We start from the raw sequence: 14,001 nt of genomic DNA on the forward strand, positions 1-14,001 counted from the left end.
CCTACAGGGGGGTAATGAGCTGTTATCATTTGAGACAGTGCCCAGCGCCGCTACGCCCCGAGAGGAGAGTCATGGATATACCTGCCGCCCCGTCCCCCGCCATCTGCCAGCTGTGTCAGGAGAAAGCAGATCTCGACTTCGACTTCACCATGGCCTTCCAGCCCATCGTCGATTGCAGCCAGCACACCATCTTCGGCTACGAGGCGCTGGTGCGGGGGCTCAACAACGAACCGGCGCAGAGCGTGATTGCCCGGGTCAATGACGACAACCGCTACCGCTTCGATCAGCTGTGCCGCATCAAGGCCATCGCGCTGGCCGCCCGCCTCGATATGCGGGGGATGCTGAGCATCAACTTTCTGCCCAATGCGGTCTACCGCCCGGAGCGCTGCATCCGCACCACCCTGCAGGCGGCCCGCGAGCACCACTTCCCCATCGCGCAGATCATGTTCGAGCTGACCGAGGTGGAGCAGGTGCAGGATAGCCAGCATCTTCGCGGCATCGTCGATCACTATCAGGCCCTCGGCTTCAAGACGGCAATCGATGACTTTGGCGCCGGTTACTCGGGTCTCAACCTGCTGGCCGATTTTCATCCCAACATCGTCAAACTCGATATGCACCTGCTGCGCGGCATCGACCAGGACCCGACCCGACAAGCCATAGTGCGCCACTGTCTGGCGCTGTTTGCCGAGTTGCAGATCACCCCGCTGGCGGAGGGGATCGAGACCCGCGAAGAGATGGCCTGCCTGCGGGAGATGGGCGTCAGCCTGATGCAGGGCTATCTGTTTGCCCGCCCCGGCTTTGAAACCCTGCCCGAGGTGGATTTCGCCAACTGGTAAGCCATATCGGCCTTGCCCCCTCAACCCACCCCCGCCTGAATAAGAAAACGGACACCCGAGGGTGTCCGTGTGCGTACCCTGTGATCTTGCACCATGGTCACACTGTCACCTTCCCCAGTTAATGGGTCAGCTGTGGCAACAGTTGCAACAGGTGAGCCCGTATCGCCAGCGGCGTCTGGCTGGCCCAGATATCCAACAGGCCATGCGTAAGCAACGGCAGCACCAGCAGCAACAAGCAGAGCAGCCCCAGCAAACGGCTCGGTGCGAGCCGGAGCACCTTGCTGCCAAGGTGCAGGGCCTCGACCCGCTTGGGGCAGGCTGCCACGCAGCTCAGGCAGCCGGTGCACTCCAGGCTGCGAACTGCGATAAGCTGGTGCACCGCAATGCGCGATGGACAAGCCCGGCTGCACTTGTCGCAGTCATGACCCTGGCTTCGCAGGCAGCGGGCCGGGTCACGGCGAATGCGCAGCGGCGTCAGTAGCCCCAGTAGGGCGAGCCAGGCGCCATAAGGGCAGAGGTAGCGGCAGAATCCCTGACGAAAGGTCGCGGTAAGCAGCAACACCCAGCCGAGGCACAGACCCGAGATCAGGGTCATGTTGAAGAAGAAGGCTCCCATCTTCATATCCGCCGCCTGATGGTAGGGGCTGGTGAAGTAGCCGGGCAGAGCAGCAGCCGGCACCGCCAGCAGGATGATGAAGAGCAGAAAGCCGAGCACCAGAAATTTCTGGGTGCGCAGGGCAAGATCCAGCCAGCGCGGCGGGCTCCACTCCCCCGGCAGCAACCGGTGGCGCAGGCCATACAGCCATTCCCCCACCAGCCCGAGCGGACAGAACCAGGCACAGAACGCCCGCCCCAGCAGCAGGGCCAACAGGGAGAGTACCAGTACGGTGACGGTGGCCGCCGGATGGTGGGGATCCACCAACCCCTGCGCGAACCAGGCCCGCAGCCCGAGGCCACCGGCGATGGGCAGGAAGGCATCCACCACGTCCGGGCGCACCAGCCAGGGGCTCATCCCCTGTCCCAACTGCCAGATATGCAGGCTGTATTGCACTGTGACCAGCCCCCAGCAGAGCAGCAGCAGATGGCGAGTGCCTGCCCGCAACTGCTGACTGTCGATCGCCCCGAACACGGGCAGCGGCCGCCTCTGATGCCGGAGGGCAAGCACGGCGGTGACCGTCCCCAGTGCGAGCCAGAGCAGGCTGTCGGCCGCCAGCAACCAGACCAGCCCCAGCAGGCCGAGCGCAAGACGCCCCGGCCAGCCGGTGCGCACCTGCCACGCCAACAACACCAGATAAACCATACCGGCCACCATGGTTATCGCTTCAATCACGCTCATGCATCCCCCACTGCCTACATCCGGATCCGGCAGCAAGGATAACTAACATTTGAGTTGATTATTTTGATCTGCATGGGCCGAGGGAGGAGTTATGGCCAATGCCTCCCTCGCAGGCTCTCCCCTCTTTCAACGACACGCTGCCTCATCAGCCAGGCACTAGCCGCGGGCACGGTGGAGGTGGTAGTCAACGTGATAGTCGTTGGCATTACGGAACATGATGGAGTAGTTGAGGAACTCTCCGCTCTCGCTGTATGAGAGTGAGGTGAGCCGCAGGATAGGGGCCCCCTGCTCGATATGGAGCAGCTCGGCAGTAACCCGATCCGCCAGCACGGCACTGAAGCACTCATAGTTACCCGCAATCGCGATGCCGCACTCCCGTTCGATGTAGTCGAATTTGGACCCTTCCAGATGGGCGACCGACAGATTGCGAAACAGTCTGACCGGCATATAGCTCTCTTCCAGCAGCAGAGCCCGACCATCCACCGAGCGGATCCGGCTGGAGTAATAGACGGGTTCATTCACCTTCACCCTCAGCTGACTGGCGATGGCCGGTGGCGCAGGCATGGTGCGAAATTCCAACACCTGGCTGGTCAACGTGCGCCCCTGCTCGCGCATCAGTTCGGTAAACCCGCTCAGACCTTTGGTCTCATGCTGAACATCCTTTTTCGTCACATAGGTGCCGCTGCCGTGGCGCCGCTCGACCAATCCCCACTCGATCAACATATCTACCGCTCTGCGGATGGTCATGCGGGAGACGCCATACTGTTCTGCCAGCGCTTTTTCGCCCGGCAACACATCTCCCACCCGACACTCGGCACCGTTTACCCTGATCCTGAGTCGATCAGCCACCGATTTATAGATCACTGCTAGACATCTCCTGTGGTCACAACGCCAACCATCTTATTCTTAAGCAAGTGGATAAATTGCATAAAAACAATAACTTAAATTTAAACTAAAGCTGCAAGAACATCACAAAACCAAGAGGTACAACAATATCGCAAAAGTTAGACATCTTTGTCTAAATAACTGCATGCGTCAGATCACATTATTCCAAGATATTTCATGAGGTCTCTTTTTATCGTTGCTAATTTGCATCAGGCAACACCGGCAAGGATTCGATTAGCTATTTCAACCAAGGGACAATATATGCTCAGTCAAATTCAACGTTTTGGCGGAGCAATGTTCACTCCTGTACTGCTTTTTCCTTTTGCAGGTATGGTAGTAGGCATTGCAATTATGCTGAAAAACCCGATGTTTGTCGGTGAATCACTGGCAAACCCACAAGGATTATTCTTCCAGATCATCCATATTATTGAAGAGGGTGGCTGGACAGTATTCAGGAATATGCCGCTTATATTTGCGATTGGCCTGCCAATCGGTCTGGCAAATAAGGCACAAGCCAGAGCCTGTCTGGCTGTATTGGTCAGTTTCATGACCTGGAACTATTTTATCAACGCCATGGGCATGACCTGGGGCAGTTATTTCGGGGTCGACTTCAGTCAGGATGTAGGGGGTGAAAGTGGCCTCGCCATGGTAGCGGGGATCAAGACCCTAGATACCAGCATCATAGGAGCCATCGTCATCTCCGGCATCGTGACGGCACTGCACAACCGCCTGTTTGATCGCCAACTGCCGGTCTTTCTCGGCATCTTTCAGGGCAGCTCCTTTGTCACCATTGTCGCCTTCTTCGTGATGATCCCCTGTGCCTGGCTGACACTGCTCGGCTGGCCAAAAGTACAGATGGGCATCGCCTCCCTGCAGAATTTCATGCTGGTCTCGGGTCCGGTCGGGGTGTGGGTATACACCTTCCTCGAGCGGATTTTGATCCCGACCGGCCTGCATCACTTTATCTACGGCCCCTTCATCTTCGGCCCAGCGGCAGTAGAGGGAGGCATTCAGCTCTACTGGGCGCAGCACATGCTGGAGTTCAGCCAGAGCACTCGCCCGCTGATTGAACAGTTCCCTCAGGGTGGCTTCGCCCTGCACGGCAACTCGAAGATTTTCGGTGCCATGGGGATTGCTCTGGCCATCTATGCCACGGCAGCCAAAGAGAACAAGGCCAAGGTGGCAGGCCTGCTGATCCCGGCCACCCTGACCGCCATTCTGGTCGGTATCACCGAGCCGCTGGAGTTCACCTTCCTCTTCATCTCGCCTCTGCTGTTTGCCATCCACGCCCTGCTGGCAGCCACCATGTCGACTGTGATGTACCTGTTTGGTGTGGTCGGCAACATGGGTGGAGGTCTGCTCGACCAGTTCCTGCCGCAGAACTGGATACCCATGTTCCACAACCATGCGGGAATGATGTTCACCCAGATCGCTATCGGATTGGTCTTTACCGGCATCTGGTTCCTGATATTCCGCGCACTGATTATCCGGCTCAATCTTAAAACACCGGGCCGGGAAGACAGTGAAATAAAGCTTTATTCCAAGTCAGATTATCAGGCAGCCAAAAAACAGCGTGGCAGTGATAGTGCAGCACAAATTATCGAAGCGCTTGGCGGAGTCAATAATATACGCAGCCTGAATAATTGTGCCACCCGCTTAAGAATATCGTTGGCTAACAGCAAACTGGCAGCAGCAGATGAGGAGTTTATTAAATTGGGTGCCCATGGGGTCGTCCGCCATGGCGATAGTATCCAGGTAATTATCGGTCTGCATGTACCTCAGGTACGTGAAAATATGGAATCGATTATGAACAACAGTCATCAACAATCGTCTTTAGTAATGGAGTCATGATCATGAAAAAATTCTCTGTAGTCATTGCCGGTGGTGGTAGCACTTTTACTCCAGGTATCGTTCTGATGTTGCTGGAAAATCAGCATCGCTTCCCGCTCAAGGAGATCAAATTCTACGACAACGATGGTGCCCGTCAGGAGATCATTGCCGAAGCCTGCAAAATCTTGCTGAAAGAGAAGGCTCCCGAGATCGCCTTCAGCTATGGCACCGACCCCAAAGCAGCGTTTAGCGATGTAGATTTCGTCATGGCCCATATCCGGGTTGGCAAATATCCGATGCGCGAGCTGGACGAGAAGATCCCGCTGCGTCATGGGGTGGTCGGTCAGGAGACCTGCGGCCCGGGCGGTATCGCCTACGGCATGCGCTCCATCGGCGGGGTGCTGGAGCTGGTCGACTATATGGAGCAGTACTCACCCAATGCCTGGATGCTCAACTACTCCAACCCGGCCGCCATCGTCGCCGAAGCGACCCGTCGCCTGCGTCCCAACGCCAAAATTCTCAACATCTGCGACATGCCGATCGGGATCGAGGGGCGCATGGCCCAGATTGCCGGTCTCAAATCCCGCAAAGAGATGCGGGTACGCTACTACGGCCTTAACCACTTTGGCTGGTGGACCCGCATCGAGGATCTGGAAGGCAACGACCTGATGCCGAAGATCAAGGAGCACGTCGCCCGCCACGGCTATGTGCCCAATAGCGCCAGCCATGCCGAAGCAAGCTGGAACGATACCTTCGCCAAGGCAAAGGATGTATGGGCGCTCGACCCGGATACCCTGCCCAACACCTATCTGAAGTACTACCTCTACCCGGACTATGTGGTGGCCCACTCCAACCCGGAACACACACGCGCCAACGAGGTGATGGAGCACCGCGAGAAGCAGGTCTTCACCGCCTGTACCGACATCGTCAAGGCAGGTAATTCAGCAGCGGGCGAGCTGGAGATCGATGAGCACGCCTCCTATATCGTTGACCTGGCAACCGCCATCGCCTTCAATACCCAGGAGCGGATGCTGCTGATCGTTCCCAATCGCGGCGCCATCCCCAACTTTGACCCGGAAGCCATGGTCGAGATCCCCTGCCTGGTCGGCAGTAGCGGGCCAGAGCCGTTGCAGGTGGGCAGCATCCCGCTGTTCCAGCAGGGCATGATGGGCCAGCAGGTCGCGGTCGAGAAACTGGTGGTCGAAGCCTGGGTCGAGCACTCTTACCAGAAGCTGTGGCAAGCGATCACCCTATCCAAGACAGTGCCCAGTGCATCGGTGGCCAAGTCCATTCTCGATGACTTGATAGAGGCCAACAAAGCCTACTGGCCGGAACTGAAATAAACCGCCCATAAACAAAAACCCCCTCGTGACAGAGGGGGTTTTTCGTGTTGGCAACGGGTGCGGATTAACGCAGCGGTTTGACCGAGCGACGGACAATCAGCTCGGGCTGTACCGTCATCGACTCCACTTCCAGCTCCTTGTTGCGGATCCGGCTGACCAGATGCTTCACCGCCAGCTGGCCCAGTTCGGCCTTCGGGTGACGGATGGTGGTCAGCGGCGGGCTGGAGAAGCGCGCCATCTCTACATCGTCGTAACCGATGATGGAGATATCGTCCGGCACCTTGACTCCGGCTTCCCAGGCTGCGCAAATCGCGCCGATCGCCATGGGATCGTCGAAGGCAAAGACCGCGGTCGGGCGAGGCTGCAGGGCCAGGATGCGCTGCATGGCATCGAAGCCGCTCTGGCTCTCGTAATCCCCTTCAAAGACCTGTTCATCTTTGAGGGTCAGACCGTGCTCGCCCAGCGCATCACGTACCCCGTCCAGCCGCTGCTGGGTGGTCGGCTTGGAGAGCTGGCCAGTGATGCAGACGATGTCGCGGTGCCCCAGCTCCAGCAGATGGCGTACGGCCATGCGGGCGCCGATGCGGGCGTTGTCGTTGATGACGTTGGCGAAATCGCACTCCGTCCCCCAATCCAGTACCACCTGCGGCACGTTCTTGTGGATGCGCAGCATGTCGCGCAACGGAGTGTCGATATCGGTCCCCAATACCAGCAGACCATCCACCCGTTTTTCCATCAGCATTCTCAGGTAATGCTGTTGGCGAGGCGGCTGGTTTTCGGTGTTGCAGAGGATCAGGCTGTAGCCCTGTTCGAAGCAGTACGCTTCAACCCCTTGCACCACTTCCGCGAAGAAGGGGTTTACGCTGGTGGTCACCAGCATGCCAATGGTCTTGGTCGAATTTATCTTAAGACTGCGCGCTACCGAGTTGGGCGCGTAGTTGAGTTCTGCCACCGCCTCAATCACTTTCTGGGTCGCGTCTTCGCTGACCCGCCGAGTGTGGTTGAGCACATGTGAGACGGTGGAGATGGATACGCCTGCGCGCGAGGCGACATCCTTGATAGTGGCCATCTCTGTCTCCTGACTGTCAAAGGCGGAACATTAGCAGATTTCCCGAATAAAGGCTTGGTTTTAACGGGCTCTGCCACGGAATTGTCAATGCCGGCTAATTTAGGCGCTCATTTCTGTTTGCGCAAACGATTAATGGTCAAAATGGGAGCACCATCAGAGTAAAATATCACCAGACTAATCCTCTGTGCTTCATCATAATCACCTCTGGTTACCAAGATGTTAAGGCGAAGAATCGATACTAAATTCCAATTAAACACAAATGACAGGTCATTTATTTCAAAATAAGCCCACCCCACCCCCTCTGGTTAGTATCTTTAACAGCTTGTTATTGCCCCGTGAGGAATGATAGAACCATACCTATAGCCGGATGCACGGGATGTCGATCCGGAATGGCACTCGTAAATGAAACAATCCACTGATTAAGGGACGAATCAATGCATAAGTTGAGCAAAATTACAGTAAGCGCAGCGGTTTCTTTGGCTCTGTTTGGATCGATCTCCATCGCACACGCGGCAGACACCATCAAGATAGGTATCGCAGGCCCGCTCACCGGCCCGGTTGCCCAGTACGGGGACATGCAGTTCACCGGCGGCAAGATGGCGGTCGAGCAGATCAACAAGGCTGGCGGCATCAATGGCAAGCAGATCGAAGCCGTCATCTATGACGATGCCTGTGATCCCAAGCAGGCGGTAGCCATCGCCAACAAGGTGGTAAATGATGGCGTCAAGTTCGTGGTCGGTCACCTCTGCTCCGACAACACCCTGCCCGCCTCCGACATCTATGAAGACGAGGGGATCCTGATGGTTACCCCCGCCTCCACCAACCCCAAGATCACCGAACGCGGTTACCAGCTGACCCTGCGCACCATCGGTCTGGATAGCGATCAGGGCCCGACTGCCGCCAAGTACATCATCGAGCAGGTCAAACCCCAGCGCGTGGCCGTTATCCACGACAAGAAGCAGTACGGTGAAGGTATCGCCTCCAGCGTCAAAGCCGCACTCGACAAGGCTGGCGTGAAGGTGGTGGCCTATGAAGGGATCACCGCCGGTGACAAGGACTTCTCCGCCCTGATCGCCAAGCTGCAGAAAGAGAACGTCGATTTCGTCTACTACGGCGGCTATCACCCTGAGCTGGGCCTGATCCTGCGTCAGGCTGGCGAGAAGGGGCTGAAAGCCAAGTTCATGGGCCCGGAAGGGGTGGGTAACAAGGATATCTCCGCCATCGGCGGCCCGGCTTCCGAAGGCCTGCTGGTGACCCTGCCGAACAAATACGATCTGGTACCTGCCAACGCCCCGCTGGTCGCAGCGTTCAAGGCCAAGGGTCAGGACTCCTCCGGCCCGTTCGTCTGGACCACCTATGCCGCGGTGCAGAGCCTGGCTGCCGGTATCGCCAAGGCGGGTGAAGATGACCCGGCCGCCGTTGCCGCCGCCATCAAGGCCGCACCGATCGATACCGTGATGGGCCCCCTGACCTGGGCACCTAACGGTGACCTGAAAGGCTTCGAATTTGGTGTGTTCCAGTGGCACGCTGACGGTACTTCCAGCCAAGTCAAATAATCTGCCGATCGGGGGTGAGTACGCTCACCCCCTCCTCTCTTTGCGGGCAAGTACAGGGAATGCAGTATGTCCGAACACCTCCTTTATCTCGTTCAGCAACTGCTGAACGGATTAACCATAGGCAGCACCTATGCGTTGATCGCCATTGGCTACACCATGGTCTATGGCATCATCGGCATGATCAACTTCGCCCACGGCGAGGTTTACATGATCGGCTCCTATGTCGCTTTCATGGTGATGGCGGGGCTCATGATGATGGGCATCGACAGCACCTTTCTACTGCTGGGGGGCGCCTTCCTGGTCAGTATCATCATCACCGGCACCTATGGCTGGAGCATCGAGCGAGTCGCCTACCGGCCACTGCGCGGTGGCAACCGGCTGATCCCCCTCATCTCCGCCATCGGCATGTCGATCTTCTTGCAGAACATGATGCGCATGGCTCAGGGCTCGCGGGATATCGCCATGCCCAGCCTGATCTCAGGTGGCTGGACCCTGGGGGGTGAGGATAGTTTTCAGGCCAGCCTCTCCTATATGCAGCTGATCATTTTCGTGGTGACTTTCATCACCATGCTGGCGCTGACCCAGTTCATCAGCCGCTCCCGCATGGGCCGCGCCTGCCGCGCCTGTTCGGAAGATATCAAGATGGCCAACCTGCTGGGCATCGACACCCACGTGGTCATCTCCATCACCTTCGTGCTGGGGGCTGCACTGGCCGCCGTGGCCGGGGTGCTGCTCGGCATGTATTACGGCGTCATCAACCCCTACCTCGGCTTTATGGCCGGTCTGAAGGCCTTCACTGCCGCAGTATTGGGCGGTATCGGCAGCATTCCGGGCGCCGTACTGGGCGGCCTGCTGCTGGGGGTGGTTGAAGCGCTCACCGCCGGTTATCTCAGCACCGAGTACAAAGATGTGATGGCGTTTGCCCTGCTCATCTTTGTGCTGCTCTTTATGCCTACTGGCATCTTGGGTCGTCCGGAAGTGGAGAAAGTGTGATGAAACATCAATTGATCCACGCCTGTATCGCCAGCCTGGTGCTGCTGGTGCTCTCCTTCTGGCTGCTCGGCTTCAAGCTGGAGACCGATGGCTCCAGCCTGCAGGTAGTGAGCCGCCTCGATGTGTCGCTGGCCTGGCTACTGGGGGGCGCCACCATTGTTTTCTGGTTCCAGATGCTGCGCGGCCAGATCGCCAAGCTGTTTCAGGCCTCCATCAGCGGCTTCTCGGTCGGCTTCACCAAGCTGGTGCTGCCGAGCCCGGAAGAGGCGCCCAAGCTCTATAACCTCACCGCCGTGCTGGTGCTGCTGTTTGCGGTGAGCTGGCCCTTTATGGCTTCTCGCGGCGCCATCGATCTCGCCACCCTCACCCTGATTTACATCATGCTGGGGCTGGGGCTGAACGTGGTGGTCGGCCTCGCCGGTCTGCTCGATCTCGGCTATGTCGGCTTCTACGCGGTCGGTGCCTACAGCTATGCCCTGCTCAACACCTACTTCGGACTGAGCTTCTGGGAGTGCCTGCCCATCGCCGGGCTGATGGCCGCTACCTTCGGCTTCCTGCTCGGTTTCCCGGTGCTGCGGCTGCGGGGGGACTATCTGGCCATCGTCACCCTGGGTTTTGGCGAGATCATCCGCATCCTGCTCAACAACATGACCACCCTGACCGGCGGCCCGAACGGGATCTCCGGTATTCCCAAACCGACCCTGGGGGGGCTGGAGTTCAACCGCACCGTCAAGGATGGCGGCTTTGATACCTTCCACAACTTCTTCGGCATTACCTACAACGCCAACCACAAGGTGATCTTCCTCTACCTGATGGCGCTGGTGCTGGTGGTGGTGACCCTGTTCGTCATCAACCGCCTGCTGCGCATGCCGCTGGGCCGCGCCTGGGAAGCGCTGCGGGAAGACGAGATCGCCTGCAAATCGCTGGGGCTCAACCCCACCATCATCAAGCTGACCGCCTTCACCATAGGCGCCACCTTCGCGGGCTTTGCCGGCAGCTTCTTTGCCTCGCGGCAGGGCTTTATCAGCCCGGAATCCTTCGTCTTTATCGAGTCGGCCATAGTGCTGGCGATTGTAGTGCTGGGCGGCATGGGCTCGCAGATCGGGGTGGTGCTGGCCGCCATCGTGATGACGGTGCTGCCGGAGCTGGCCCGCGAATTCAACGAGTACCGCATGCTGATGTTCGGCCTCTTGATGGTGTTCATGATGATCTGGCGGCCACAGGGATTGCTGCCGATGACCCGTCCGCATCTGGAGTTGAAGAAATGAGTACTCATCAGAAGTTAATGGAAGTCTCTGATCTGTCGATGCGCTATGTGGCTGAACAGCTGGTAGTGACTCACTCCACCTTGAAACGGGAGCTGAGAAAATGAGTACTAATCAAAAGTTATTGGAAGTCTCTGATCTGTCGATGCGCTTTGGCGGCCTGCTGGCCGTCAACGGGGTAAAACTGGATATCGACAAGGGCGAGGTGATCTCCATCATCGGCCCCAACGGTGCGGGCAAGACCACCATCTTCAACTGCCTGACCGGCTTCTACTGTCCGAGCGGCGGCACCATCCGCTACAAGGGTGAGGAGATCCAGGGGTTGCCCGGCCACCTCATCGCCCGCAAGGGGATTGTGCGTACCTTCCAGCACGTGCGGCTGTTCAAGGAGATGACGGCGGTGGAGAACCTGCTGGTTGCCCAGCACCAGCACCTCAACACCAGTTTTATCGCCGGTCTGTTCAAGACCCCGGCCTTCCGCCGGGCGGAGCAGGAGGGGCTGGAGCGGGCCGCCTTCTGGCTGGATAAAGTGGGCCTCAAGGATCTTGCCAACCGCGCCGCCGGTAATCTGGCCTACGGTCAGCAGCGCCGACTCGAGATCGCCCGCTGCATGGCGACCCGTCCCGAGCTGCTGATGCTGGACGAACCGGCCGCCGGCCTCAACCCGAAGGAGACCGACGAGCTGGATGAGCTCATCATGAGCCTGCGGGACGAGTTCGGGGTCTCGGTGCTGCTGATCGAACACGATATGAAGCTGGTGATGGGCATCTCCAACCGCATCTTCGTGGTCAGCCAGGGCACCCCGCTGGCCCACGGCAAGCCGGATGAGATCCGCAACAACCCGGCAGTGATCAAGGCCTATCTGGGCGAGTCGTAAGGACAAAAAGATGTTAGAACTTCGCAACGTATCGACCCACTACGGCAAAATTCAGGCACTGCACGATGTCAGCGTCGAGGTGAAAGAGGGGGAAATCGTCACCCTGATCGGTGCCAACGGCGCAGGCAAGACCACCCTGCTGATGACCCTCTGCGGTGAACCCAAGCCCAGCAGCGGCTCCATCTGGTTTGAGGGGGAACAGATCAGCTCCCTCACCACCGCCCGCATCATGCGCAAGGATATCGCCGTGGTGCCGGAGGGGCGTCGCATCTTCGCCCGCCTGACGGTGGAGGAGAACCTGCTGATGGGCGCCTTCTTCGTCGACAAGGCCGAGCAGCATGGCCTGCTGGATCAGGTGTTTACCCTGTTCCCGCGCCTGCACGAGCGACTGGAACAGCGGGCGGGCACCATGTCCGGCGGCGAGCAGCAGATGCTGGCCATCGGCCGCGCCCTGATGAGCAAACCGCGCCTGCTGCTGCTGGATGAACCCTCGCTGGGGCTGGCCCCCATCGTCATCCAGCAGATCTTCGACACCATCGAACAGTTGCGGCAGAAGGGGATGACCATCTTTCTGGTGGAGCAAAACGCCAACCAGGCGCTCAAGCTGGCCGACCGCGGCTATGTGCTGGAGAACGGCCACGTGGTGCTGCAAGACACAGGAGCCGCCCTGCTGGCCAACCCGGCGGTGCGGCAGGCCTATCTGGGCGGTTAACCCACTGACCCGCATGCCATATCCACAAGGGAGCCGCTGGCTCCCTTATCTTTTGTGGGGTTAGTTTGCGCCCAAGCTTGCGGTACACTGGCCCGTAATCAACCTATTCGCAGGACATCCCGATGGACCAGTTTGCCCATATCAATGCCCATGATGCCTACCAGAAACTGAGCTCGGGTGAAGCCCGTCTGGTGGATATTCGCGACCCGCAATCCTTTGAAGCGGCCCACGCGGTCGGCGCCTTCCACCTTACCAACGGCACCCTGGTGCGCTTTATGAATGAAGTGGATTTCGATACCCCGGTCATCGTGATGTGCTATCACGGCAACAGCAGTCAGGGGGCGGCCCAATACCTGCTGCAACAGGGTTATGACGAGGTCTACAGTCTGGATGGCGGCTTCGAGGCGTGGCGCCGGGAGTTTCCCATCGAGGCAGGCGAGGCATGATCCAGCTGCTGGTGCTCGACAACGCCCGCATGGCGCAGGCGCTGGTGGACTATCTGGCGACCCTGGGCATCTCCTGCGAGCTGACCCAGTCCGAGCTGGGGGTCACCATCTGGCTGGCGGACGAGCTACGCCTTGCCCAGGCCCAGCTGGAGGTGAAGCGCTTTCTGGCCGAGCCGGGCCACCCGCGCTACATGGAGGCCTCCTGGCAATCCGGCCGCGCCGATGCCCGCATCGACTACAGCAAGGGGATGACGGATCCCATCACCGACTTCCTCCATCAGGCAGGGCCACTGACGCTGGTGGTCATCATCGCCTGTCTCGCCATCTACGGGATCGAGGCCATCGGCCTGCCCATTTTTGATCAACTGGCATTCCACCCGACGCTGGCCCAGTTCACCGACTGGCAGGCATGGCGCTATTTCACCCCCGCCCTGATCCACTTCTCGGTGCTCCATCTGGTGTTCAACTTGCTGTGGTGGTGGTATCTCGGCGGCCAGATCGAGCAGCGCCTCGGCAGCGGCAAGCTGCTGATCCTGCTGCTGGTAGGCGCCGCCCTGCCCAATATCGCCGAGTTCTTTGCCAGCGGCCCGCTGTTTGGCGGCCTCTCCGGCGTGGTCTATGCCCTGCTCGGCTACTGCTGGCTGCGCAGCAAGCTGCAACCGGCCTGTGGCCTGACTCTGCCACCGGCACTGATGGGCTTTATGCTGTTCTGGATGGTGCTCGGCTTCTTCGACATGCTCGGAACCAGCACCGCCAACATCGCCCACCTGACCGGTCTGCTGGTCGGCCTGCTGCAAGGCTGGCTGGATCGCAACCACCAGCCGACCTGATTTTTCAGCAGTTGCAGAAACGA

The 14,001-nt window shown here is 58.9% G+C and carries 13 protein-coding genes; 10 read left to right on the forward strand and 3 right to left on the reverse strand.

Annotation, left to right across the window (positions count from 1 at the left end):
* The first annotated feature begins 71 nt into the window (after nt 1–71).
* On the forward strand, nt 72–836 hold the full coding sequence (locus I6L44_RS16215; protein ID WP_216952418.1) for an EAL domain-containing protein: 765 nt from the start codon (nt 72–74) through the stop codon (nt 834–836).
* Between the two features lie 118 nt (nt 837–954).
* Here the strand turns inward: I6L44_RS16215 and I6L44_RS16220 are convergent, their stop codons facing one another.
* Both I6L44_RS16220 and I6L44_RS16225 read right to left on the reverse strand, forming a co-directional pair.
* Entirely contained in the window at nt 955–2,172 is a 1,218-nt protein-coding gene (locus I6L44_RS16220) for a 4Fe-4S binding protein (protein ID WP_216952420.1), read from the reverse strand.
* A gap of 156 nt (nt 2,173–2,328) precedes the next feature.
* Nucleotides 2,329–3,036, reverse strand: coding sequence for a GntR family transcriptional regulator (locus I6L44_RS16225; protein ID WP_216952422.1), 708 nt, complete (start codon nt 3,034–3,036; stop codon nt 2,329–2,331).
* A 282-nt stretch (nt 3,037–3,318) separates the two neighbouring features.
* Here I6L44_RS16225 and I6L44_RS16230 point away from each other — a divergent pair, with 282 nt between their 5' ends.
* Nucleotides 3,319–4,908 (forward strand): alpha-glucoside-specific PTS transporter subunit IIBC, encoded by a 1,590-nt coding sequence (locus I6L44_RS16230; protein WP_216954471.1) that lies wholly within the window; start codon nt 3,319–3,321, stop codon nt 4,906–4,908.
* A complete protein-coding gene (locus I6L44_RS16235) occupies nt 4,905–6,230 on the forward strand; it encodes a 6-phospho-alpha-glucosidase (RefSeq protein ID WP_206692012.1) in 1,326 nt (441 codons plus the stop codon). Before I6L44_RS16230 ends, I6L44_RS16235 begins: the two co-directional genes overlap by 4 nt.
* A 64-nt stretch (nt 6,231–6,294) precedes the next feature.
* Here I6L44_RS16235 and I6L44_RS16240 read toward each other — a convergent pair whose 3' ends face one another.
* Nucleotides 6,295–7,299 (reverse strand): substrate-binding domain-containing protein, encoded by a 1,005-nt coding sequence (locus I6L44_RS16240; protein WP_005355925.1) that lies wholly within the window; start codon nt 7,297–7,299, stop codon nt 6,295–6,297.
* Nucleotides 7,300–7,733: 434 nt separating this feature from the next.
* Between I6L44_RS16240 and I6L44_RS16245 the strand changes: the two genes are divergently transcribed.
* The 7 genes from I6L44_RS16245 to glpG all read left to right on the forward strand — a co-directional run bounded on the left by I6L44_RS16245 (nt 7,734) and on the right by glpG (nt 13,978).
* Nucleotides 7,734–8,855 carry a branched-chain amino acid ABC transporter substrate-binding protein gene (locus I6L44_RS16245; RefSeq protein WP_005342436.1) on the forward strand — a complete coding sequence of 374 codons (1,122 nt, stop codon included), beginning with the start codon at nt 7,734–7,736 and terminating at the stop codon, nt 8,853–8,855.
* A gap of 66 nt (nt 8,856–8,921) precedes the next feature.
* Nucleotides 8,922–9,848 (forward strand): high-affinity branched-chain amino acid ABC transporter permease LivH, encoded by a 927-nt coding sequence (gene livH, locus I6L44_RS16250; RefSeq protein WP_216952424.1) that lies wholly within the window; start codon nt 8,922–8,924, stop codon nt 9,846–9,848.
* Entirely contained in the window at nt 9,848–11,116 is a 1,269-nt protein-coding gene (locus I6L44_RS16255; protein WP_216952426.1) for a high-affinity branched-chain amino acid ABC transporter permease LivM, read from the forward strand. The genes livH and I6L44_RS16255 overlap by 1 nt, the downstream gene beginning before the upstream one ends.
* 100 nt (nt 11,117–11,216) lie before the next feature.
* Nucleotides 11,217–11,990 (forward strand): high-affinity branched-chain amino acid ABC transporter ATP-binding protein LivG, encoded by a 774-nt coding sequence (livG, locus tag I6L44_RS16260; RefSeq protein WP_216952428.1) that lies wholly within the window; start codon nt 11,217–11,219, stop codon nt 11,988–11,990.
* A 10-nt stretch (nt 11,991–12,000) separates the two neighbouring features.
* A complete protein-coding gene (locus I6L44_RS16265) occupies nt 12,001–12,702 on the forward strand; it encodes an ABC transporter ATP-binding protein (protein WP_005339433.1) in 702 nt (233 codons plus the stop codon).
* A gap of 122 nt (nt 12,703–12,824) precedes the next feature.
* Nucleotides 12,825–13,148: a thiosulfate sulfurtransferase GlpE gene (gene glpE / locus I6L44_RS16270; RefSeq protein ID WP_201948262.1), complete on the forward strand. Its 324-nt coding sequence runs from the start codon at nt 12,825–12,827 to the stop codon at nt 13,146–13,148.
* Nucleotides 13,145–13,978, forward strand: a complete 834-nt coding sequence (gene glpG / locus I6L44_RS16275) for a rhomboid family intramembrane serine protease GlpG (RefSeq protein WP_021229252.1) — start codon at nt 13,145–13,147, stop codon at nt 13,976–13,978. Before glpE ends, glpG begins: the two co-directional genes overlap by 4 nt.
* Nucleotides 13,979–14,001: the final 23 nt, after the last annotated feature.

The sequence above is a fragment of the Aeromonas sp. FDAARGOS 1414 genome (assembly GCF_019047065.1).
Classification (GTDB): Bacteria; Pseudomonadota; Gammaproteobacteria; order Enterobacterales; family Aeromonadaceae; genus Aeromonas; species Aeromonas veronii_A.

Bases quoted from the DNA above. Each gene is read 5' to 3' on its own strand.
- I6L44_RS16245 (WP_005342436.1), top strand. From the start codon at position 7,734: ATGCATAAGTTGAGCAAAATTACAGTAAGCGCAGCGGTTTCTTTGGCT.
- glpG (WP_021229252.1), top strand. From the start codon at position 13,145: ATGATCCAGCTGCTGGTGCTCGACAACGCCCGCATGGCGCAGGCGCTG.
- glpE (WP_201948262.1), top strand. From the start codon at position 12,825: ATGGACCAGTTTGCCCATATCAATGCCCATGATGCCTACCAGAAACTG.
- livG (WP_216952428.1), top strand. From the start codon at position 11,217: ATGAGTACTAATCAAAAGTTATTGGAAGTCTCTGATCTGTCGATGCGC.
- I6L44_RS16235 (WP_206692012.1), top strand. From the start codon at position 4,905: ATGATCATGAAAAAATTCTCTGTAGTCATTGCCGGTGGTGGTAGCACT.
- I6L44_RS16220 (WP_216952420.1), bottom strand. From the start codon at position 2,172: ATGAGCGTGATTGAAGCGATAACCATGGTGGCCGGTATGGTTTATCTG.
- I6L44_RS16215 (WP_216952418.1), top strand. From the start codon at position 72: ATGGATATACCTGCCGCCCCGTCCCCCGCCATCTGCCAGCTGTGTCAG.
- I6L44_RS16265 (WP_005339433.1), top strand. From the start codon at position 12,001: ATGTTAGAACTTCGCAACGTATCGACCCACTACGGCAAAATTCAGGCA.
- I6L44_RS16230 (WP_216954471.1), top strand. From the start codon at position 3,319: ATGCTCAGTCAAATTCAACGTTTTGGCGGAGCAATGTTCACTCCTGTA.
- I6L44_RS16255 (WP_216952426.1), top strand. From the start codon at position 9,848: ATGAAACATCAATTGATCCACGCCTGTATCGCCAGCCTGGTGCTGCTG.
- I6L44_RS16240 (WP_005355925.1), bottom strand. From the start codon at position 7,299: ATGGCCACTATCAAGGATGTCGCCTCGCGCGCAGGCGTATCCATCTCC.
- livH (WP_216952424.1), top strand. From the start codon at position 8,922: ATGTCCGAACACCTCCTTTATCTCGTTCAGCAACTGCTGAACGGATTA.